The following is a 20,982-nucleotide window of genomic DNA, read 5'->3' on the forward strand; positions in this document are numbered from 1 at the left end:
GGAGCCTTTTCTTCTCAATAGGGGACGCCCGAGCCGGAGGAAAACCAGAGCATTCCCTTGTCCACGCGGATCTCCCGGATCCCCTGTCTCACGAAGAACGACGACAGGGAAATCTTCGGCGACCGTGCGGCGAGCGCCTTCGCTACGTCCGCCTTGGACACGAGAGCGTTGTCTCCCGTGGCTTCGGTGATCTCGTAATGGGCTGTTCCCGTTGCGGAGTCGATCCGGTAGGACCCGGTGAAGCGCATGAGGGAACGGAGCTTCACGAGCCCCCCTTCCCTGGAATAAACGCCTTTCACTGTCACTTTTCCTCCCTCCAGGACAACCTCCGGTTCCTTCAGGCTCGGAAAGGATGCGGTGACGCTGCGGACGAAATCCTCCACGAGAAGGCTTCCCGTGACGAGGGCCTTCTCGAAGGAGTCGATCCGTAGCCCTTTCCCGTCGGGGACATAGCGAACTCCCTCCAGGTTCACCAGAAGCTTGTCGATGCGCGTTCCTTCCATGCGTATTCCCGTGAGACACAGATAGAGTTTGGGTGCGTAGCCTTTGCGGACCCGCGCGTCTCCGCCCTCGAGAACGACCGTCACGTCCTCGGCCCCGGTTCGGGACTTCAGGTGTGCCTCAAGGAGTCGTTCCACCGGAGCTTCCGTTCCGTCCCCGAGCGCGGGCATCGCGGAGAGGAAGAGCGCAGGAGCAAAGAGAACGGCGAGGAGAAGGGAACGGAAAAGGGGGCGACGCGGCGACGAACTCATTCGCATGACAAAAACCTCCCTGTACGGAGAGCCGGAATCGGCCGTCGGAATTCGGACACGGCGAAAAGACGGAATGCATCGAGACTGCCGTGGTATGAACCGTCTCCGCAGTATAGCGCAGAGCGCACGAAGGGGAAACATACGGAGTCGGTTTATGGACACAATGAGGGTCTCCTTGTGTCGAGGTGTCATAGCAGCAAAATTTGTGGAAACTTTGATCAAGTAGGGGTCGTCCTCTCTCGATCGTAGGTCGCATCGCGTTTTTTCGAGACCTGGGCGACATTTTTCAGAGGTTCCTTGTCATGAGAAAGCCGGGACGACGGAAGAGTTACTCTCTTCCGTCGTCCCGGCTTTCTGCTCTTGAAGCGGCAATGCACACGAAACACGCTTCGGGAGGATTACCTCGCGACAAGAGGCGCCCTTTTCTCTCCGGCGACGGTGAAGACCGCCGCTGCATTCTGGAGCCTGCCGCTCAGGGTGAGGAGTTCCTCCGAGATAAGCGCGAGGGATTCCACTGCCTTTTTTTGCTCTTCCATCGTCTGGACGATGCGATTTGTCTGTTCCGCCACTTCCTGGCCGGAACGGGAGACCTGATCCATTCCCGCCGTCATCTCCTCGGCGCTGGCGGATTGTTCCTGCATGGTGGCGGCAATGGACTGGACGTTCTCCGAAATAGCCGCCACCTTGGAGACCACGTCAAGGATGACCTCCCTGGTTTCGGCAGTCTTGCTCACCATGGCACTGAGTTGCTCCGACGAACGTTGGGTGTTCTCCGTGGCGCCCTTCGTCTTTGCGGTCACGTCCCCGATGAGAGCGCTCACCTGGGACGCGGCCCGATTCGATTCCTCCGCTAATTTTCGCACTTCCTCGGCGACCACGGCAAAACCGCGCCCCGCCTCGCCCGCTCGGGCCGCCTCGATGGCGGCGTTCAGGGCCAGCAAGTTCGTCTGGTCCGCGATCTGCGTGATGGTTGTGACGAAACCGGAGATCTGCCCCACCGACGCGGCGAGGTCCTTGATGGCGATGCCAACGGTTTCACCGGCGACGGACATGTCCTTGATGAACAGGGACATTTCCTCGATGGCGCGGCCTCCGCGCTCCGCCGCGAGAGAAATGGCCCGGGCCTGCTCGCCCGTCTCGGCCGCGGCCTTGGCCCCCGCCTGAGCACTCAGGGAGACTTCGCTCACCCCCGCATTGGCCTCTTCGATGGCTGCGGCCGTGTCCTGGGTGTTGGTGTTCACGCGATTCGTCATGGATGCCACCTCGGTGATGCCTGCGGTGACTTCCTCCGATGCGGCGCTCATGTCCTCCGCCTTGGCGAGGAGAGTGCCGGAGGTGTCGAGGATGGCCGTTACGGAGTCGGAAACGGCGTCGATGGTGTTGTTGATGGCTTCCACGAGGTCGCGTACTTCCCGGAGGGAAGAGCGGGTGTCGATGCGGGTGGTGAGATCTCCCGCAGCGACGCGCCGCATGCCCTCGGAGACCGAGCGGATGGGAGTGGCGATGCTGCCGCTCAACCAGACGGATGCACCGATCACGAGGAGGGTCAGAATGCCCAGGGCGAGCAGAATGGAGGTCTTGAGGGCCTGTACGGGTGCCAGAATTTCCGCGAGAGGAGCCCTGAGGACCAGACACCACCCCGTGATGGGGACGGGTGTAAGGGCCGCGATGGTCTCCGTATCCTGAAAGTGATATTCCGCGAGGTTGCTTTCGCCTTTGAGCGCCTTCTGTACACCCTCCGCAAGCGCCTGAGGAACGATGTCACCCGCCTTCGAGACGTCGAGTTTGCCGATGAATTCCTTGTTCGGATGGGCGGTGACGATTCCCTCCCTGTCCGCGATGAAGGCGTATCCCGTTCTACCCCAGGTCATGGAGGCGGCGAGGACGGTGAGATCCTCGGTGCGCATGGTGGCCATGAGGACGCCCACGGGATCCTCTCCAAATCCGAACACGGGAACGGCAAAGGCTACGATGCTCTGTCCCGTGGATTGGGAGATGAGGGGTTCGCTCACGTAGGGACGCTTCGTCTCCAGAACATTTCGAAAATAAGCGCGGTTTGCGTAATCGCCGGTTTTGTTCGAGATGGAGCGTCCCTTCCCCTGGAGGTCGATGATGAACACGTCCAGGAAACCGGCCCCTTTCGTGGCTTCCGTGAGGACCGCCTTCTGCAACTCCCAGTTCATTCCCTTGATCTCCAGGCGCTGGGCCTGGGATTCCAACAGGGCTTGCAGCTGCCGAACGAGCGAGTCCGTTTTTACCGCTGCCGTGTCTGCCAGGGCGAGACCTTCCTTTTTGGCCGCGTCCATGAGTGCCTGTCGGGACCGAGCAACGGCGATGTAGCCCAAGATACCGAGAGCGCTGAGGGAGAGAATCAGGAACGTGCCGATAAGACGTCCGCGTAGGGTCTTCATGGTCTATCTCCTCCTCGGAATGAAAATCCCTCCACAGAGAGGGGCGCGTCCGGCGAAAAACCCCTTCGGCATTCCCGAAAGGGTACGTCGTATTGTCGTGATGTAACGACGTGCGAGAAAAAACCTCGTGGCGGCCTGTGGCGGAAAGAAGTTCTGTTTCTACGGCGTGGGGGCGTGCCTTCGTGAGTGTTCTGCAACGACGAGTATGGGTGAAAAAATTGAAATGATTTTTCTGTGTTTTGATACCTCCTCAATTGCTGTTGGGGGATACGTTAGCATTATAACCGATTGTTTGTGGACTGTTGCGTGAGGAAATTCCGTTTTTGCCGGGGGAATGTTCTCCAGTGGCTCCTGCCAGGCGGGAAAAGGTACGGGACGGGATGAATTTCATTTTGACGGTGATTCTGATCGCGGAATCGCGGTGACATGGATGGGGGATTGACGGCACGATGCGAAAAAGCGCAATGCACGAATCCGATAGTGAAACCGGGGTGGACGATGCGTGGACAAGGTAGTATACAAGAAGTATTATATAATGTGCAAAAAAGCCGGGCGCTCTCGCAGTGAGGTGGGCCGTCTCCGTTGTCGGAGAGAAGCACGTATTTCGGATGAGAAAACGAGCGATTCGGTATGTCGCTGACGGAGAAAAGCGTTTGCACGGCACGGAAAAATGCGGAGATTTCTTTTTTCGCTCGGGTGAAAATGTTGCGGAGGGGGTCGTCAGAGTGAAGCGGAGCGTGGAGCTGGGAGAAAAACCTCTTTCTCTTCAAGATTTTCTCGCCGTCGCAAGAGACGGGGCAGCCGTGATCATCACGGAGCACGCCATGAATAAAGTGCGCCGTTCGAGAAAAATCGTGGAAGAACACCTGAAGGCAGGTGTTCCCATGTATGGAATCAACACGGGGTTTGGCAGGTTTGCGGATGTTTCGATTTCCGAGGAGCAATTGAGCACGTTGCAGATCAATCTGATCAGGGCGGACGCCGTCGGTGTCGGCAATCCTCTTTCGGAGGAGATTGTTCGGGGTGTCATGCTCCTGCGGGTCAACGCTCTGGTAAAAGGATACTCGGGCGCGAGGCCGGAGGTCGTGTCGACTCTTGCGGAAATGCTGAACAAGCGGGTAACGCCGGTCATTCCGGAGAAAGGGTCCGTGGGTGCCAGCGGGGATCTCTGTCCTTTGGCGCATATGGTGCTTCCCATGATCGGTGAGGGGTACGCCGTGTATGGTGGAGCCCGCTTTTCCGGGGCCGAAGCGATGCATCGTGCGGGTGTGCCGTTGCTGCGGCTCAAAGCGAAAGAAGGACTGGCGCTGATCAACGGAACGCCCGTAATGACTTCCATCGCGGCGTTTGCGCTGTGCGGGGCCGAAAATCTCATGAAATGTGCGGACATCATCGCCGCATTGACGGTGGAAGGGTTGCGGGGAATCATGGATGCCTTCGACGCGAGAATTCATGACATCCGCGGGCAACGGGGACAGTGCGCAAGTGCTGAAAACCTCCGGAGGTTGCTTCAGGAAAGCGAGCGCGCTTCCAGGCAGGGAGCACTGAGAATGCAGGATGCTTATTCTTTGCGATGCATTCCTCAGGTCCACGGGGCCTGTCGAGCGGCTGTGGCGTATGTCCGCCAGGTCGTGGAGGTCGAAATGAATGCCGTAACGGATAATCCGCTGGTTTTCGAAAACGGCGAGGTGCTGTCCGGAGGAAATTTCCACGGAGAGCCCGTCGCGATTGCCATGGATGCGCTCGGCATTGCGGTGGCCGAACTGGGAAATCTTTCGGAAAGGCGGATCGCCAAGCTGGTGGATCCCGCACATAATCACGGTCTGCCCGCCTTCCTGGTTGAAGAGGGTGGACTCAACTGCGGTTTCATGGTGCCTCAATATGCGGCGGCGGCTCTTGTCTCGGAGAATAAGGTCCTTGCCCATCCGGCCAGTGTGGATTCGATTCCCACGTCGGCGGGGCAGGAGGATCACGTCAGTATGGGGACCATCGCCGCCAGAAAAGCACGACAGATCGTGGAACATGTGGAGGCCGTGCTGGGTATCGAATGGATGGCCGCCGCGCAGGCGGCGGACCTGCAGCCGGGTTTGGCGGCGGGAAAGGGAACTGCTCCGGCGTACGGGCTGTTGCGTGAAAAGATCGCTTTTCTGCAGGAAGACAGAGTTTTTTTTGAGGATCAGGCCGTCGCATCCGCGATGATCGGAAACGGAGAACTTGTTGACGCGGTAGAGCGGGTGATCGGCCCGCTGGGATAACGGAATCGAGGCGGGCGTGCCGTCGTCTCGACATAGCTCTGTTGCTCGAACACAAAAAGGAACTCCCTGGAAAAGGCGGAGAATCGCCGCTAACGGCTGCCTCAGGGAGTTTTTGCCCAAAGGGAAGGACTTCCGGAGCGTAAGCCGCGAGGATCTGGATCACTACGTCTCGCTCCTCAACAACAAGCCACGAAAGTGCCTAGGATGGCGCGCTCCGGCGGAGGTCTATCGGGAGCCGGCTCCACCTCGGTTGAGTTTGGATTGACAATCCAGGCACAATGCTCCCTACAGCTGAAAATGTGTTCCCTTCCGGATAGAGGCGATGATTTTTTGCACCTGCGGACGATGTTTGCCATGGGCTTATAGAGAGAATTTCCGGCGGAACGTGGAGAGCATGACACCTTCCGGGACACGAAGCACAAGGAAAAAAGTGAAAGGAGTTTTCCAAGGTGAATGAACGCCGTTTTTTACGGCCATGACAGCGATCGGAAACGACGTTTTGCAGTGAATGGAGCACGTTGCTCTTTTGTTTTTGGGAACCTCTGAATAAGGCTGCGTCAGCTCTGCAGGGCGCCTCACAGAGCCTGATGCGACCCGAGTGAAGGGAGGCAAAAGGTCTTTATTCAGAGCTTCCTTTGGTCTTGACAGTCATAATACAGAGAGTATTATGGCAAGAGCGAAATGTTTCCGACGAGGAGAACGACGAGGAGAACCTTGGAATGATTGAAATCAAAGATTTTTCCAGCTTGCTGCAACAGCAGAAAAAGAACCATCCCCGTCTTGCCGAAAGAGCTGCGGAGGCGATACGGGATATGATCATCGGCAATGTCTTCGAGCCGGGCGAGCCTCTCAGCGAGGTCCGTCTCGGAGAAATGCTCGGCATCAGCCGGACTCCTGTGCGTGAAGCGATCAGCCAGCTCGATCAGGAAGGGCTGCTCAAGATCATTCCTGGCCGTGGCGCGATCGTCGCAGAAATGACCGTGGAGGACATCAAGGAGATCAACGATCTTCGGATGGTGCTGGAACCGCTGGCTGCAGAGACGGCACTCGAAAGCATCACACAGGAAGAGGTTCGGCACCAGCGCTTGATTTGGGAACATTTTCTCGAACGGTTCGAAAAGGGTGAGGAGCTGTCGCCGGAACACCTTTCGGAAGCGGATACCAATCTTCATGGTGTTATCCTCACGCATTGCAAGAACAATCGACTCCGGAATTTCCTCAATGTGCTGCGTTTTCAAATCCTGCGTTATGTTTTTGCATCTTGGAAAACGCAGGAGTATGTTGAGGACACGATCCACCAGCACATGGACATTCTTCGTTTTCTCGAGGTGAAGGATGCGGAGGGGCTCAAGGGAGCATTGCGCGCACATATTGAATTCAACAACCGATATCATCTAAGAAAGATGCTGTAAAATTTTTACCATGTTCATAATACAGGTAGTATAACGACGAAAAAGGATAGTTTTGGTCATTTCATTTTTATTGAGTGAAAGGTTGGTGAAGAATGAGATTGACGGAGGAGCAAGAAAAAATGTTGGCGGGAGAGTATGGAAGAGCCGTGGAATACGCCATGCGTATTCAGGCCGGTGTGGGCAGAGTGTTCGGGGCGAAGCGCATGGTCCCCATTACGCGGGCTCATGTGGCGTTGAGCGCTCAGGACGCGGATCTCTGGTTTGTCGAGAAACTGGTCGGACTCGGAGGAAAATGCAAAATTCCTCCTACCGTCAATCCCAGTATCAATCTGGCATATCTGAACAAACATCTTGTGGAGATCCCGAAGGTCGGCGTGGACATCGTATCGGCGACGAACGCCGCCTATCGGAAAATAGGAGCTGTTCTCAGTTTCAGTTGTACACCCTATCTGCAGCAGAATGTGCCTTCCTTCGGGGAAGTGATCGCCTTTTCCGAATCGAGCGCAACACCGTACGTGAACTCCGTATTCGGCGCCAGATCCAACAGGGAATCGTCCCAGAGTGCACTTTGCGCGGCAATCACCGGGCTCGTTCCCGAGTACGGCCTTCTTCTCGACGAAAACCGTCTGGCCGAAGTCTTGGTCGAGGTGAAGGCGGATATTCGTACCGATTTCGACTATCAACTCCTCGGCTGGTGTTATCCCCTGAAACACCCCGGCCCGGAAGTTCCTGCCTTTGTCGGTATCGAGGAACGCCCTACGCCGGAAGGGTTCATGAATTTCGGGGCGGAGCTGAACACATCGGGATCCGTTGCGATGTACCACTTCGTGGGAATTACCCCGGAGGCCCCCGATCTCGCTGCCGCTTTCGGGGGGAAGGCTCCCAGACATCGTGTCACGATCACGAAGGACGATATCGAAGACGTGCGGAGGAGAATCTGCGGAGCCCCCGGAAAAATCGATTTCGCCATGTTCGGCTGTCCCCATCTGACGATCAGACAGGTGGGCGACATCGCCCGAATTGCCGAGGGAAAACGATTCGCCGTCGATGTCTGGATCCTCACAAGCTCATTGACGAGAGAGCTCGCGGATCGCATGGGATACCTCGATACCATCACCCGTGCCGGAGGACACGTCATCACCGATACCTGCATCGATGTTCCGCCCTGCTGGTATCCCTACTACGGGAAGTCCGCCGTGACGGATTCTCCCAAATGCGCCTATTACAACGAAATCAGGAAGATCGCATTCAAGGTAAGGCCCCTTGAAAAAGCCATAGAGGCTGCTCTGGTGGGGGAGGTGAGGGAATGAGCGGTTCCTGTTCGTTCGCGTGTTCTCCCATTTCGGGAGGACGTTGCAGCGGTCCCGCACTGGTCAGCGACGAGGCGGTCTGTTTCTATCTCGTGGAACCCGAAACCGGTGTCGTGGTGGAAAAGGGACATGCCCTGGAGGGGCGGTCCATGGAGGGGACGATTCTCGTCGCTCATGCGGGGAAAGGGAGTTCTGTCGTGCAGATGGACGGCCTTTTCAAAATCACGAAGCATGGAAAGGGCCCGGTGGGAGTCGTTCTGCGGAACCCCGATCCGGTTTTCGTGTCGGCGCTGCTCATCATGGAAATTCCGTCGGTCTATGCGGTAGAGGAGTCTTTTTTCGAAACGCTCAAGGATGGACAAACGATAGAGCTGGATGCCGACGCCGGAGTGCTCAGGCTGTTGTCGCGCTGAAGAAGAGATGCGCGGGGGGAATGCCACGAAGAACGTGGAAGAGCAGGGCGGAAAACGGAGAAACGTCTGGGCGGGTCGGGAGGAATTTCCCCCCGAAGAGCGTGGGGACGGATATGACATTGTCGATAATGGAGTCGGACATCCCGAAGGAGGTGCGCAACATGGGCAATGCGCAGATTCTTTACTCAGTGAAGGCACAGAGAGGACCTGTTCTCCGGTGCAAAGGATGGCGGCAGGAGACAATCCTCAGAATGCTCGAGAACAACATGGAGAACGCGGAACATCCGGAGAGGCTCGTCATTTACGGCGGTAACGGCAAGTGTGCGAGAAACTGGGAATCCTACCATGCCATCGTGAAATCCTTGAAGGAACTCGAGGACGACGAGACGCTGGTCGTTCAGTCGGGCATGCCCGTGGCAGTCTTCAAGACCCATAAGTACGCTCCGGTGGTCGTCATGGCGACGACGAACATCATGAAGGCCACGTGGCCCGTCTTCTACGAGCTGGAAGCGAAAAACCTGACGATTTTCGCCCAGTACACGGCAGCTCCATGGGAGTACATCGGAACCCAGGGAGTTATCGAGGGAACCTTCGAGACTCTTGGAGCGGTGGCCATCAAGCATTACGACGGCTCCCTGAAAGACCGGATCTACCTGACGGCCGGAGCGGGTGGAATGGGCGGCAACCAGAGCTGGGCCATGAAAATGCACGGCGGCGTTGCCATTGTGGTCGATACGGACAGAAGAATCCTGGAGCGGCGTGTCGAGAAGAAGTACATGGACGTCATCGTGACCACCATGGACGAGGCGATCACTCTGGCGAGAAAATCCGCGAAGAGTGGGGAAGCCCTGGCCATCGGAGTTGTCGGAAACGCGGCGGATTGCTTCGAAGAGGCCTACGAGAAGGGCTTCGTGCCGGATGTCATGAGCGAAATGTGTCCCTGCCACGATCCCATTTCCTACATCCCCTCGGGATATACGCCGGAAGAGGCGACCGTTCTCCGGGAGAAGGATTTCGACGGCTATCTCGCCCAGGCCCGGGAGACCATGAAACGCCAGCTCGCAGTCATGCTGAAGTACCTGGACAAGGGAGTTCCCGTGTTCGAATACGGCACCAGCATCCGGAAGGAATGCCGCGATGCGGGCTTCCCCGAGAAAGAGGCCATGAGGCTTCCCGCGTTCGTGGCCGATTACATCCGTCCCTTGTTCTGCGAGGGGCGTGGTCCCTTCCGTTGGACCTGTATTTCCGGGGAGGCCTCGGATCTGAAGCGAGCCGACGAACTCGCGCTGGAACTCTTCGGTGACGATCCCATCGTCGGTCGCTGGATCCGGCTTGCGAGCAGACATCTTCCCATCGAGGCACTGCCTGCGAGAGTGTGCTACATGGGCTTCGGCCAGCGGAAGAAATTTGCCCTCGCCATCAACGATCTCATCAGGAAGGGCGAGATCAAAGGACCTGTGGCGTTCTCCAGAGACAATCTCGATTCCGGTTCCATCGTCAACCCCACTTTCGAATCGGAGCGCATGAAGGACGGCGGCGATCTCATCTCGGACTGGCCCATGCTGAACGGGTTGCTGAACGCCTGCGGCATGTGCGATCTCATTGCCATTCAGGCCAATTACTCCATGGGTGAGGCGGTTCACACGGGAGTCACGCAGATCGCCGACGGAACCGACGATGCCGCTGTTCGACTGGAGGTGGCCATGACTGTCGATTCCGGCATCGGTGTCATCCGGCACGCCCAGGCCGGATATGAGATCGCTCGGGATGTCGCGAACGGCAAGGGCAAACTGACCTCGGAAAGTATCAAGGTCCCCCTCTGGTGGGAGCCCGCCGACAAGGTCACCTTCGGTCCCGAAAAGAGCACTCCGGCCAGGCCGAAATAGGGGCGGTTCCCATGAAGCCTTTCATTTGGATCATCGACGAGGAGTGGCCGGACTATGTCGTCGAGGAGGCGGTTTTGAAGGAAGCCTTCCCGGAGTGCACGATCCGGATTTCCGGCTACGAGTACCGGGCCGACCTGGAGACCTTCGGGAAGGATGCGGATGCGATTCTCGCCCAGATCTACGTGAAGCTGGACGATGAGGCGTTGTCAAAACTTCACCGCTGCAAGGTCATCTCCGTCTTCGGCGGAGGATACGACAGGGTTGATGTGGCGAGCGCGATGCGCAGAGGAATCAAGGTCACGTTCGTGCCCGGATATTGTGTGGACGACGTGTCGGACTATGTCATCGCCGCCATTTTTCACGCTAACAAGAGAATCGACTCCTACAGGGAGGCCATGTACTCCGGGCTCTGGGGCGTGCCCGCCATGAAAGAACTGCCGCATCGCGTTCGCGGGTCGAACCTGTTCGTCATCGGTCTCGGCAGAATCGGACGGGCAACGGCGAAAAAGGCCGGGCTCCTCGGCATGGACATTGCCGCCTACGATCCTTATGTGGACGAAGAAACCATGGTATCCCTCGGTGTCCGCAAGACGGACCTGTACTCCGGCCTGGCTGCGGCGGATTTCGTGACCATTCACGCGAAATTGACCGAGGAGACCGATTCCATGATCGGCGAGCGGGAGCTGGCGTGCATGAAGCAAAGCGCCTTCCTCATCAACACGGCCAGAGGAAAGATCGTCAAATCGGACGATCTGATCCGTGCCGTGACGGAGGGACGTATCGCCGGGGCCGTGGTCGACGTGGTTCCCGTCGAGCCGCCCACGTTCCGGGAGGCGATTTTCACCTGCCCTGGAATCGTGATCACGCCCCACGTCTCCTATCTTTCCCAGGAATCGTTCTTCGAACTGAAATCACGCACGGCGGGCAACGCCGTCAAGGTTCTCCGGGGAGAGCCCGTGGCCGACATCGCCGAGCCCTGATCCCATGTTGCTTTGGGCCGTGGTTGTCGCACGGCGAGCTGTTTTCCGAAAGGAGAGCCGGAAAAGATGACATGTCCCGAGATCCCGAAGGCGGGTTGGTATGTCGCGGGCGCTTCCCAGGTGGTGACATGTGCTTCGGTATGCGGAAACGACCCGGGCGTGATCTCCGGCGGGTGGATCGCCGGTTCCGGGGAACATCTGCTCGCGGTGGGAACGGAAAGGGAAGTCCGTGAGGCGGCGGATCTGGACGGTGCCGAGAGAATCGATGCCGCCGGGCAGGTGGTGTTGCCCGGATTCGTGGATGCTCATACACACCTTGTCTTCGGGGGATCCCGGGTGGACGAATACATTGCGAAGGCCGTTCAGGAGGATCCGGACCTTCTTCGGGTTCGAGGCGTTCAGACAGGAATCGCTGCCACCGTGGCGGTGACGCGAAATGCGGACTTTGCCTCGCTCCTGTCCCAGACGGCGGGCCGCCTGGCGAACATGATCACCTGTGGGACGACGACGGTGGAAGTGAAAAGCGGGTACGGATTCACCGTGGAATCGGAAATCAAAATGCTTGAAGTCGCCGAGGCATTGGGAAAATATCTTCCGGTGGACGTGATTTCCACGTTTCTCGGCGCCCACGGCTGGCCCCCGGAAATGGGAAAGGCGGCCTATATCGACGTGCTCCTTGAAGAGATGCTTCCCGAGGTGGCGCGCCGCCGTCTGGCGGTTTTCTGCGATGTCTGGTGTGAAGATTCACACTTCGATGCGGCGGAATGCGCCCGAATTCTTTCCGCCGCGAACGCTCTCGGTATGGCCTCGAAGATTCACACGGACGCGTACTCCTACATCGGTGGGTCCGACCTGGCGGCGGAGATCGGTGCCGTTTCGGCGGAACATCTGAATTTCACCCCTCCCTCCGCTCTGAAAAAACTGGCGGCTGCCGGAACGATCGGTGTCGTTCTCCCGGCGACGGATTTTGCCGTTTCCCATGCACATCCCTTCGATCCTCAGCTCATGCGGCAGGCCGGAGTCTCTTTGGCTGTCGCGACCAATTGTTGCCCCGGGACATGGTGTGAATCCGTGCCGTTCGCTCTTGTGCTCGCCTGTCGCCGGCACCGCATGCTTCCCGGCGAAGCGCTGGTCGCGGCGACCCTCGGAGGAGCGAAAGCCCTTCGCTTGTCCGGGGACAGGGGGTCGCTGGAGCCCGGAAAACTCGCGGACCTCCAGTTCTGGAACGTGGAACGGTGGGAGGACGTCTTCTACCGCTATGGCGGAAAACTAGTGACAAGGGTCATGAAAAGAGGGCGGATCGTCGTGCAGGACGGTTGTTTGTGCGGGCGAGGTTTTGTCGTGGAAGGGATGGAGTGGCGATGACCCTGGAAGATGTGATGGCGAGGATTTACGACTCGAAGGATTTCACGGCCGGAGGCGGTGCGGCGTCCGCGGTTTCCGCAGCGATGGCTGCGTCTCTCGTGGGCATGGTCGCACGGTTGTCCGTTGGAAAGCAGTGCGGCCTTTCCGACGAAGTGTATGAAAAAACCGCCGCAGAGATGGACGAGATCTCCCTTCTGCTTCGGGATGGTGCTGTCAGGGATCTCGAAGCATTCCTGGGCATAAAGGCGGCCTATGCGTTGCCCAAAGCGACGGAAACGGAGAAGGCGTTACGGAGGGAGGCCGTCGGGAAAGCCGCCTATGTTGCGGCCGACGTGCCCCGCCGGAATGCGTTGCTTGCTCTGAAAGTGGAGCGTGCGGCGAGAGACATGAAGGGAAGGTCCAACGGCAATGCCGGGTCCGATCTGGAAGTGGGCGCGGTGTTTGCGAGGGCGGCTGTAGGGGGATGTCTCGCCAATATTCGAGCCAATCTGGGGCTCATCAAGGATCCGGAGCGCGTTGCCGAACTGGAGACGTTTCTCCTGGAGACGGAAACGGACGGGGTGGAAGAGCGGAAGGCGGGGAAAGCGGAATGAGAAAAGTTCTTCTTTGCGAGTTGAATATCAGCGAAGGAATCGACTCGGAAAAAATCGGCGCCATCACGGCGGCCCTGGAGGATGTTTCCGGGCTTGTCGTGCTCGACATCAATTCCAACAGCGATCACAACCGGACCGTCTATACCTTCATGGGGGCCCCGGAGGATGTGCTTGAGGGCGCGAAGCGGGTGACCGATGCGGCTCTTGCCCGAATCGACATGACGGTTCACAAGGGAAGCCACCCCAGAATAGGAGCGGTGGACGTCGTTCCTTTCGTCCCGATACGGAATGTTTCGGAAGAGGAGGCGCTCGGTATCGCCCGAGCGTACGGAGCGTTTCTCGGTGGCAGGGGAGTTCCTGTCTATTACTACGAGGACGCAGCCACGAAACCGGAACGGAAGGTGCTCGTCACCATTCGGAAAGGACAGTACGAAGGGTTTGCCGAAAAAATGAAGGATCCCGCTTGGATTCCCGACGAAGGTCCTGCGGTGTTTCCTCCCGAATGGGGAGCGACGGTGACGGGGGTCCGTTTCTCGCTGGTGGCCTTCAATGTGAACTTGAGAACCGAGGACCTGAATGTCGCGAAGGCGATCGCCAAAGCGGTTCGCTTCAGCAGTGGGGGTTTCCATTCCGTGAGAGCCATCGCGCTTCCTCTGGAAGAGAGCCACCAGGTACAGGTGTCGATGAATCTCGTCAATTACCGAATGACTCCCATTCCCGTCGTCTTCGAGACGGTGAAGGCTCTGGCGGAATCCTACGGTGTCGCCGTCGGCGGAGCCGAACTTGTCGGTCCCGTTCCCCTGGACGCACTCAAGGATGTCGTCACCCATTATCTTCGGGTCCACGATTTCAATATGGAACAGATCATCGAGGCGAAGCTGATCGACTAGAAGCGGAGAGGCCGGGAGGGACCGGAATCCAATGCTCTCCGGTACTGAAATCGTCCATGCTTCGACGTTGAAACCCAAGGGGTGTGTCGGTGGCCTGTTCTCAAAAAACCGTGCATGAGGGGAAGGGGAAACGAAGTGCTCCTGACGGATGAAGAGAAACGAATGCTTGAGGGGCAGTGCGGCAAAGGGGTCATGAAGGCCATGGAGCTTCTGGTCGCGCTGGGAAAAGCCTTCGATGCGGAACGGTTGATTCCCGTCACGAGAACCCATGTGGCGTTGAGCGGGCAGGAAGGGGACACTTACTGGTGCGGTCTTCTGGCGGACGGCGGAGCCCGATGCACGGTGATTCCCACGACCAACCCTGCCTGGGACGTGGCGAGCCTGACGAAACGCTACGAAGTCACCGCAGAGGAACTCGATCTGGCTCTGCGAACAGTCGATGTCTATCGACGCATCGGTGCGGCGTTGACTTTCTGTTGTACGCCCGGTCTTGGGACAAACATTCCCGCTTTCGGTGAACACATTGCTTTTTCCGAGTCCAGTGCGACCCCGTACGTCAACTCGATTCTGGGAGCGCGCACGAACCGGGAGTCCTCCGTCAGTGCCCTCGCGGCAGCCGTGGTGGGAAAAACGCCACTCTACGGGTTCCACCTGGACGAGAACAGGCGGGGGCAGTTTCTTGTCCGTGTGGAAGCACCTCTCGGAGAACCCTACGACTGGGGCCTGCTCGGCTGGTACGTGGGACGGTTCGCCGGATCGAGGGTTCCCGTTCTCCACATCCCCCATGTGGGATCGCGGCCCTCGCCGGAAGCGCTTCTCTATCTCGGCGCGGAATTGAACACGAGTGGAGCTGTGCCGATGTATCATATCGTAGGAATGACCCCGGAGGCGCAGACGTTGGAGAAGGCCTTCGGAGGGGTTGTTCCGGAGGCGGAGTTCGTGGTCACGAAAAGAGACCTGCGGGAGCAGGAGGATGCCGTTTCGGAAAAGGGCGGTTGCATCAATCTCGTGATGCTGGGGTGTCCCCATTACACCTACGCGCAGATCCGAGAGGTAGAGAGACTGATGAAGGGGCGTCACGTCAGGGACGGCGTCGCGTTCTGGATACTCACTTCTTACGACGCTCTCGAACTGGCATCGCGCTCCGGCGAAAGGGAGAGACTGGCGGAGCTCGGGGTCGATCTCGTGGCGGATACGTGTATCGATGAGCCCTGCTGGAAATCTTTCGAGGGGGGGCTTGGAGTCACGGATTCGCCCAAATGTGCCTATTATCGCGAGCGACGAGGGCAACCGTTCGTCATACGAAGACTTTCCGGCTGCGTCGAGGCGGCCGTCTGCGGGGAGGCCCTGTAATGAGCGGAGTTGAACGAACCTATCGGTGCCGATGCATCGTGAAGGGAAGCGGGTGCGGAGAGGCCATCGTCTCCAGGGAACCCATGTGTTTCTACCTGTGCGATCCCGAGACCGGAACGGTCATCGAGAAAAGCCATCCTCTGCAGGGAAAATCGCTGGCCGGAAAGATCCTCGTGCTTCAGTCCGGAAAGGGGAGTTCCGTCGTACAGGTGGACGGATTTTACCAGCTCTGGGTGAAAGGCACACTTCCGGCAGCCATCATCGTCAGGGAGACCGAGCCTGTCCTCGTCGCCTCGGCTGTGGTCGTCGATGCCGTTATGGTGGATCGCCTCGAGGCGGACCCCTTCGACGTCATCAGCGATGGAGACTGGGTGGAAGTCGATGCGGACGAGCAGCTTGTCCGCGTCAGGGCCGCGCAGTGACGAAGAAAGCTCCTTCGTTTTGAGAAAGAAGGGGAGCGGAATGGGGGGACGACGGGAAAGAGAAAAAAGAAGAGAAAGACCATACTCCAGAGAAGAAGGCGTGAACATGGACATCGGTCCCGAGAGGGAATGGTCTGTGCGCGAAGGAGGATATGTCTCATGAAGGCAGCCCGGTTGTTCAAGCTCCTGCTTGCGTTGGCCCTTGTCAGCCTCATCGCTGTTCCTGCCGTGGCGGCGGATTTCACCATCAAGGTTGGAACGATCGTTTCCGAGTCCCATCCCGACTACATCTGCATGCGTGATGTTTTCAAGAAGTATGTGGAGAGCGAGTCGAACGGAAAAATCAAGGTGGAGATCTATCCGAACGCGCAGCTGGGCGGAGATCGGGAACTCTCCGAATCGGTCCAGATGGGGACGATCCAGATCGCCCTTCCCGCCACATCGGCCATCGCGGGATTCGAGAAGCGGTTCCAGGTTCTGGACCTTCCGTTCCTTTTCACGAGCAGGGAATCCGCATTCGAAGCATTGGACGGCGAACTTGGCCAGAAGCTCGATTCCTATCTGCTTCCGTCGGGGTTCGTGAATCTCGGCTATTTCGAGAACGGGTTCAGGCATGTCACGAACAGCCGCAAACCCGTGTTCGTTCCGGACGACATGAAGGGGTTGAAGCTTCGGACGATGGAGAACCCCATGCACATCGCCTTCTTCAAGCTGTTGGGGGCAAATCCGACACCCATGAATTTCGGTGAATTGTACACCGCGTTGCAGCAGAAGACGGTCGATGGCGAAGAGAACCCTGTGGCGATCGTCTATGACGCCAAATTCTACGAGGTTCAGAAATACTATTCCCTCACGGGGCATGTCTTCTCCGCCACGATGGCCCTGACGAGCAAGGCGTTCCTCGACAAGCTGCCCGAGGACCTTCGGGAGATCGTCATGAAGGGTGGCCGTGAATTCGTGCTCGCCCAGCGAAAGATGATCGCCGAACAGGAGGACAAGCTTCTCGAGGAGCTCAAGGCGAAGGGCATGGAGGTCAACACCCTGACTCCCGAACAGAAGGCCCTGTTCGTGGAGGCGACGAGACCCGTGTATGATCAGTTCAAGGACCAGCTTGGTGAGGAAATCGTCGAAATCGCAAAAAAGGTGAAATAGCGATCATCACGTATGTGCGGCTCTCGTCTCGGACGGGGGCCGCACCTATTTTCCGTGCGAGGAGAAGTGCGCATGATTAAGAAACTTATCTATAATTTTGAAGAATATTTCATTGTCTACTCCCTGGCTTTCATGACGCTTCTGGTCTTCGTGCAGGTTGTCATGCGCTATGTCTTTCAAAATTCCCTGTCCTGGAGCGAAGAACTTGCCAGGTACATCTTCTTGTGGCTTTCGTGGATCGGAGCAAGTTATGCGGTCAAAGAGAGAAGCCATTTCAGGGTAGAGATGTTTGCGAATACATTGACGGGAGCGAGCAGGAAGTATTTCGAACTGTTCGTGCTCCTTGCATGGTTCGGCTTCTGTGTGTTTTTAGCATATCAGGGTAGCACAGTGACAAGACATCTACTGACGAGAGGGCAATTGTCGGCGGCCATGGAGATTCCCATGGCGTACGCCTATGCGTCGGTACCGGTGGGATCGGCTCTGATGGCTCTCCGTCTGATCGTGGAAATCAAGAAGCTCTTCAGCGGAACCCCGGGCGGAGAGGGGGCCTGATCATGGAAGCACTTCTTCTCTTCGGGCTCCTGATTCTGTTCATCGGCCTGAGCATTCCCATCGGCATCACGCTCGGATTGGCCACAGGCATCTGCCTGGCCCTCACGACCGACATACCGCTCGTCCTGATCGCACAGAAGTCCTTTACGGGACTGGATTCCTTTCCTCTGTTGGCTATTCCGTTCTTCATTCTGGCCGGTGCACTCATGTGCAACGGAGGAATTTCGAGGCGGCTCGTTGCCCTTGCGGAGAGCCTTGTGGGGTTCATCATCGGAGGCCTGGCCATGGTCACGGTCCTGGCCTGCATGTTCTTCGCCGCCATTTCCGGCTCCGGTCCGGCGACGGTCTCGGCGATCGGTTCCTTCATGATTCCGGCGATGAAGGAGAGGAAGTATCATGGAACGTTCGCGGCTTCTCTGACGGCGGCTGCAGGCACCATCGGGGTGATCATTCCTCCGAGCATCCCCTTCGTCATCTACAGCGTGGTGGCCCAGACGTCCATCGGAGACATGTTCATCGCCGGTGTCGTTCCGGGTATCCTGATAGGCATTGCCCTCATGACGGTCTGCTACTTCATTGCCAGGAAGAGAAACTACCTGAGTTCGAAGGAGCCGCCGACGCTCGGAAACGTGTTTCACGCATTCAAGGAATCCCTTGGAGCCCTGATGGTTCCCATCATCATTCTGGGGGGATCTACGGTGGTGTGTTCACGCCGACGGAGGCGGCGGTCGTGGCCGTGGTCTACTCGGTCGTCATCGGCAAATTCGTCTACAAGGAACTCGACGGAAAGGCGATCTACGAATGCCTGAGGACCTCCGGCCTCATCAACGGCGCGACGGAATTCATGATCGGCCTTTCTATGGCGTTTTCCAACTACCTTGCCCTGGCCCAGATTCCCACGACCATCGCCGAGTGGTTGGGCAGCGTGTCGCAGAGTCCTTTCGTGATCATGCTGCTGATTAATGTGTTTCTGCTCATTGTCGGATGTTTCATCGACAACATCGCCGCCGTGATCATTCTCACCCCGATTCTCCTTCCGGTGGTGACCAGGCTTGGCATGGACCCCATTCAATTCGGCATCATCATTACCGTCAATCTGGCCATCGGGTTCATCACGCCACCTTATGGGATCAATCTTTTCGTGGCTTCCGCGATCTCCGGGGAATCGATCGAGGGCATCTCGAAACAGATCTTGCCCTTTGTGCTCGCCATGCTGGTCTGTCTGATGCTTTTCACGTACGTTCCTTCCGTCAGCCTGGGGCTTGTTGAATTGTTGCGTCATTAGCGACGTCTCCCCTGAAAATCTGAAATATCGCGGGAAAAGGCGAGGGCAACGCTTGACAAAAATCAAAAAGTACAGAAAGATGCAAACGATCCTCAATGGAATGGGCTCCCGTTTTTCTCGTGTTGACAGGCCGGAAGGGGGGATGATTCATGAAAGAAGTGAAAAAAACAGTCGGATCTCCGGTGCTTGTTGTGCTTCTTGGCGTTTTTCTTCTTTCCCTTGGGGGGTGCGGCGGCAGTGACAACGTCGCCGAGAACGGTCCGGTGACGAATCCGTATCTTTCCGCTTCGCTGTACGGCATTACCCATTTCGATTCCTCCCAGAGCGATTCCACGCCCTACGGGCCGCCCAGGGGCACATTTTCCGTGGACCCGGCCCGGCAGCCCATTTCCTACGGCGGACCCGTGAACATCATCACCCTGGCGTCGACGAATCCGGTGTACATGTGGGGGGTTGGAACCGATCGGGTATCCTACATCCGGAATGGGGATGACGCGTGGGTGGAGACGGCCCACATCGACGCTCCGGCCTACGTTGCGCCCGGCCTCGGCCCGATTTCGGGGACTGATCACAAGCTCGTGGGAGAGATGGTGTTCGAGGGGGAGACTTCCGGCGACGTGGATCAGATTCTCAGGAGCTACTACGATGAGAACTACGCCTACCGCATCCGGAACGGCGCCTACTCCGTGGTTGATCGCGACAACGTGCTCTATGCCAACTTCGGTCCCGGCGTCTATGCCTTTGCCCTGACGGATCCCGCCGATCCCTCCGCGGGAATCCGGATTCTTCGGAGGATCGATGACATCCGGACCATCCAGGGGGAGGATCTGCCCGAAGGGACGACGGTGTCGCTTTTCGGCTTGAGCATGACCTACGACGGATTCCTCGTGGTGATCTTCAGCAACGGCGTTGCCGTGATCGACCGGAATCTGGATCCCGCCACGGCGCAGTTCGTGTCCTTCGGCGCCGACGAGACGGTGACCAATTCCATCGCGGTGGACGAAGAGAACGGCCTGTACATCGCCTCGAACAAATTCATGCGCAAGCTCGTCTGGACCGGAACGACCCTCTCCGAACGCGAGGTGGACGGAGCCTGGATCAGTGCCTACGACGCACCGAGCGACGCCGTCCCGCCTCTGGTGAAATTCGGAACCGGAACGGGATCCACGCCGACCCTCATGGGCTTCGGTTCCGACCCGGACAAGCTGGTGGTCATCACCGACGGAGAAAAACGGATGAAACTCGTCGCCTTCTGGCGCGACCAAATTCCCGAGGGGTTTGTCCAGAAGCCGGGTACGGCATCCCGGCGGATTGCCGGGCAGATCCAGGTCACCTGCGGCCTGACTCCCCAGCCGGAGTGGATCCAGTCGGAGCAGTCCGTGGTGGTGCGTGGCTACGGCGCTTTCGTGGTGAACAACATTCCCGGGAACGTGGCGACGATGGGCGCGGTCAACAAAATTCTGGACGTCGCGGTCATGGGGCCCATCTTCGATGCTCCCTCGGGGGTGGAACGGTTCCGGTGGGATGCGGAGAGCAAGGAGTGGAAATCCGTCTGGGCCCGCCCCGATGTCTCTTCCACCAGCATGGTTCCCGTGAACAGCCGGTCTTCCAACATGGCCCTCGTGAACGGCTACACCCGCGAGGATGGCTGGGAGGTCACGGGTATGGATTGGGACACGGGGGAGACGGTGCACCGGACCGTGTTCGGCAAAAAGAACTTCGGTAACGGCGCGTACGCGATTCTCCAGTATCTTCCGAACGGAGACCTGCTTTTCAACAGTCTCGTCGGCCCTTATCGGGTGCGCTACGACCAGTAGACGGCAGCTCCGGCAGGGGGCCCCGTGCTGCAGAAAGAGCCGGAACCGGAATGCGGACGGGAGAGAAAAAGCCGGAGGGGCGACAGGCCCTCCGGCTTTTTCTCGTCTCTCCGGTGCTTTACATTTCGGGC

At 58.0% G+C, this 20,982-nt stretch carries 16 protein-coding genes and 1 pseudogene; 15 read left to right on the forward strand and 2 right to left on the reverse strand.

Features of this window, described 5'->3' with window-relative positions; all coding sequences use genetic code 11:
* Window positions 1-14: 14 nt before the first annotated feature.
* Entirely contained in the window at window positions 15-758 is a 744-nt protein-coding gene (locus tag Q1K49_RS10100) for a hypothetical protein (protein ID WP_300525691.1), read from the reverse strand.
* 392 nt (window positions 759-1,150) lie between these two features.
* Window positions 1,151-3,163, reverse strand: coding sequence for a methyl-accepting chemotaxis protein (locus Q1K49_RS10105; RefSeq protein WP_300525693.1), 2,013 nt, complete (start codon window positions 3,161-3,163; stop codon window positions 1,151-1,153).
* A 725-nt stretch (window positions 3,164-3,888) separates the two neighbouring features.
* On the opposite strand from Q1K49_RS10105, the gene hutH reads away from it, so the two are divergent.
* From hutH to Q1K49_RS10180, 15 genes and pseudogenes are all read left to right on the forward strand, one after another.
* The gene (gene hutH / locus Q1K49_RS10110) at window positions 3,889-5,418 is read left to right on the forward strand and encodes a histidine ammonia-lyase (protein WP_300525694.1); all 1,530 of its coding nucleotides are present in this window, start codon (window positions 3,889-3,891) and stop codon (window positions 5,416-5,418) included.
* A gap of 635 nt (window positions 5,419-6,053) precedes the next feature.
* Window positions 6,054-6,830 carry a GntR family transcriptional regulator gene (locus Q1K49_RS10115; RefSeq protein WP_300525696.1) on the forward strand — a complete coding sequence of 259 codons (777 nt, stop codon included), beginning with the start codon at window positions 6,054-6,056 and terminating at the stop codon, window positions 6,828-6,830.
* A gap of 92 nt (window positions 6,831-6,922) precedes the next feature.
* The gene (locus Q1K49_RS10120) at window positions 6,923-8,140 is read left to right on the forward strand and encodes an aconitase X catalytic domain-containing protein (protein WP_300525698.1); all 1,218 of its coding nucleotides are present in this window, start codon (window positions 6,923-6,925) and stop codon (window positions 8,138-8,140) included.
* Window positions 8,137-8,553, forward strand: coding sequence for a DUF126 domain-containing protein (locus Q1K49_RS10125; protein WP_300525699.1), 417 nt, complete (start codon window positions 8,137-8,139; stop codon window positions 8,551-8,553). The genes Q1K49_RS10120 and Q1K49_RS10125 overlap by 4 nt, the downstream gene beginning before the upstream one ends.
* Before the next feature lie 161 nt (window positions 8,554-8,714).
* Entirely contained in the window at window positions 8,715-10,439 is a 1,725-nt protein-coding gene (locus Q1K49_RS10130; RefSeq protein ID WP_300525701.1) for a urocanate hydratase, read from the forward strand.
* An 11-nt stretch (window positions 10,440-10,450) separates the two neighbouring features.
* A complete protein-coding gene (locus tag Q1K49_RS10135) occupies window positions 10,451-11,419 on the forward strand; it encodes a C-terminal binding protein (protein WP_300525703.1) in 969 nt (322 codons plus the stop codon).
* A 66-nt stretch (window positions 11,420-11,485) separates the two neighbouring features.
* Window positions 11,486-12,784, forward strand: coding sequence for an imidazolonepropionase (gene hutI / locus Q1K49_RS10140; protein ID WP_300525705.1), 1,299 nt, complete (start codon window positions 11,486-11,488; stop codon window positions 12,782-12,784).
* On the forward strand, window positions 12,781-13,377 hold the full coding sequence (locus tag Q1K49_RS10145) for a cyclodeaminase/cyclohydrolase family protein (protein ID WP_300525707.1): 597 nt from the start codon (window positions 12,781-12,783) through the stop codon (window positions 13,375-13,377). The genes hutI and Q1K49_RS10145 overlap by 4 nt, the downstream gene beginning before the upstream one ends.
* Window positions 13,374-14,267 carry a glutamate formimidoyltransferase gene (ftcD, locus tag Q1K49_RS10150; RefSeq protein ID WP_300525709.1) on the forward strand — a complete coding sequence of 298 codons (894 nt, stop codon included), beginning with the start codon at window positions 13,374-13,376 and terminating at the stop codon, window positions 14,265-14,267. Before Q1K49_RS10145 ends, ftcD begins: the two co-directional genes overlap by 4 nt.
* Window positions 14,268-14,402: 135 nt before the next feature.
* Complete coding sequence (locus Q1K49_RS10155; RefSeq protein WP_300525711.1) at window positions 14,403-15,620, forward strand: aconitase X catalytic domain-containing protein; 1,218 nt, start codon at window positions 14,403-14,405, stop codon at window positions 15,618-15,620.
* The gene (locus Q1K49_RS10160) at window positions 15,620-16,042 is read left to right on the forward strand and encodes a DUF126 domain-containing protein (protein ID WP_300525713.1); all 423 of its coding nucleotides are present in this window, start codon (window positions 15,620-15,622) and stop codon (window positions 16,040-16,042) included. Before Q1K49_RS10155 ends, Q1K49_RS10160 begins: the two co-directional genes overlap by 1 nt.
* A 159-nt stretch (window positions 16,043-16,201) precedes the next feature.
* Window positions 16,202-17,194 (forward strand): DctP family TRAP transporter solute-binding subunit, encoded by a 993-nt coding sequence (locus Q1K49_RS10165; RefSeq protein WP_300525715.1) that lies wholly within the window; start codon window positions 16,202-16,204, stop codon window positions 17,192-17,194.
* A gap of 72 nt (window positions 17,195-17,266) precedes the next feature.
* Window positions 17,267-17,749: a TRAP transporter small permease gene (locus Q1K49_RS10170; RefSeq protein WP_300525717.1), complete on the forward strand. Its 483-nt coding sequence runs from the start codon at window positions 17,267-17,269 to the stop codon at window positions 17,747-17,749.
* A 2-nt stretch (window positions 17,750-17,751) separates the two neighbouring features.
* Window positions 17,752-19,034 (forward strand): annotated as a pseudogene (locus Q1K49_RS10175) (TRAP transporter large permease).
* Window positions 19,035-19,183: 149 nt separating this feature from the next.
* On the forward strand, window positions 19,184-20,851 hold the full coding sequence (locus Q1K49_RS10180) for a hypothetical protein (protein ID WP_300525718.1): 1,668 nt from the start codon (window positions 19,184-19,186) through the stop codon (window positions 20,849-20,851).
* Window positions 20,852-20,982: the final 131 nt, after the last annotated feature.

It is taken from the genome of Aminiphilus sp. (assembly GCF_029975095.1).
GTDB lineage: Bacteria > Synergistota > Synergistia > Synergistales > Aminiphilaceae > Aminiphilus.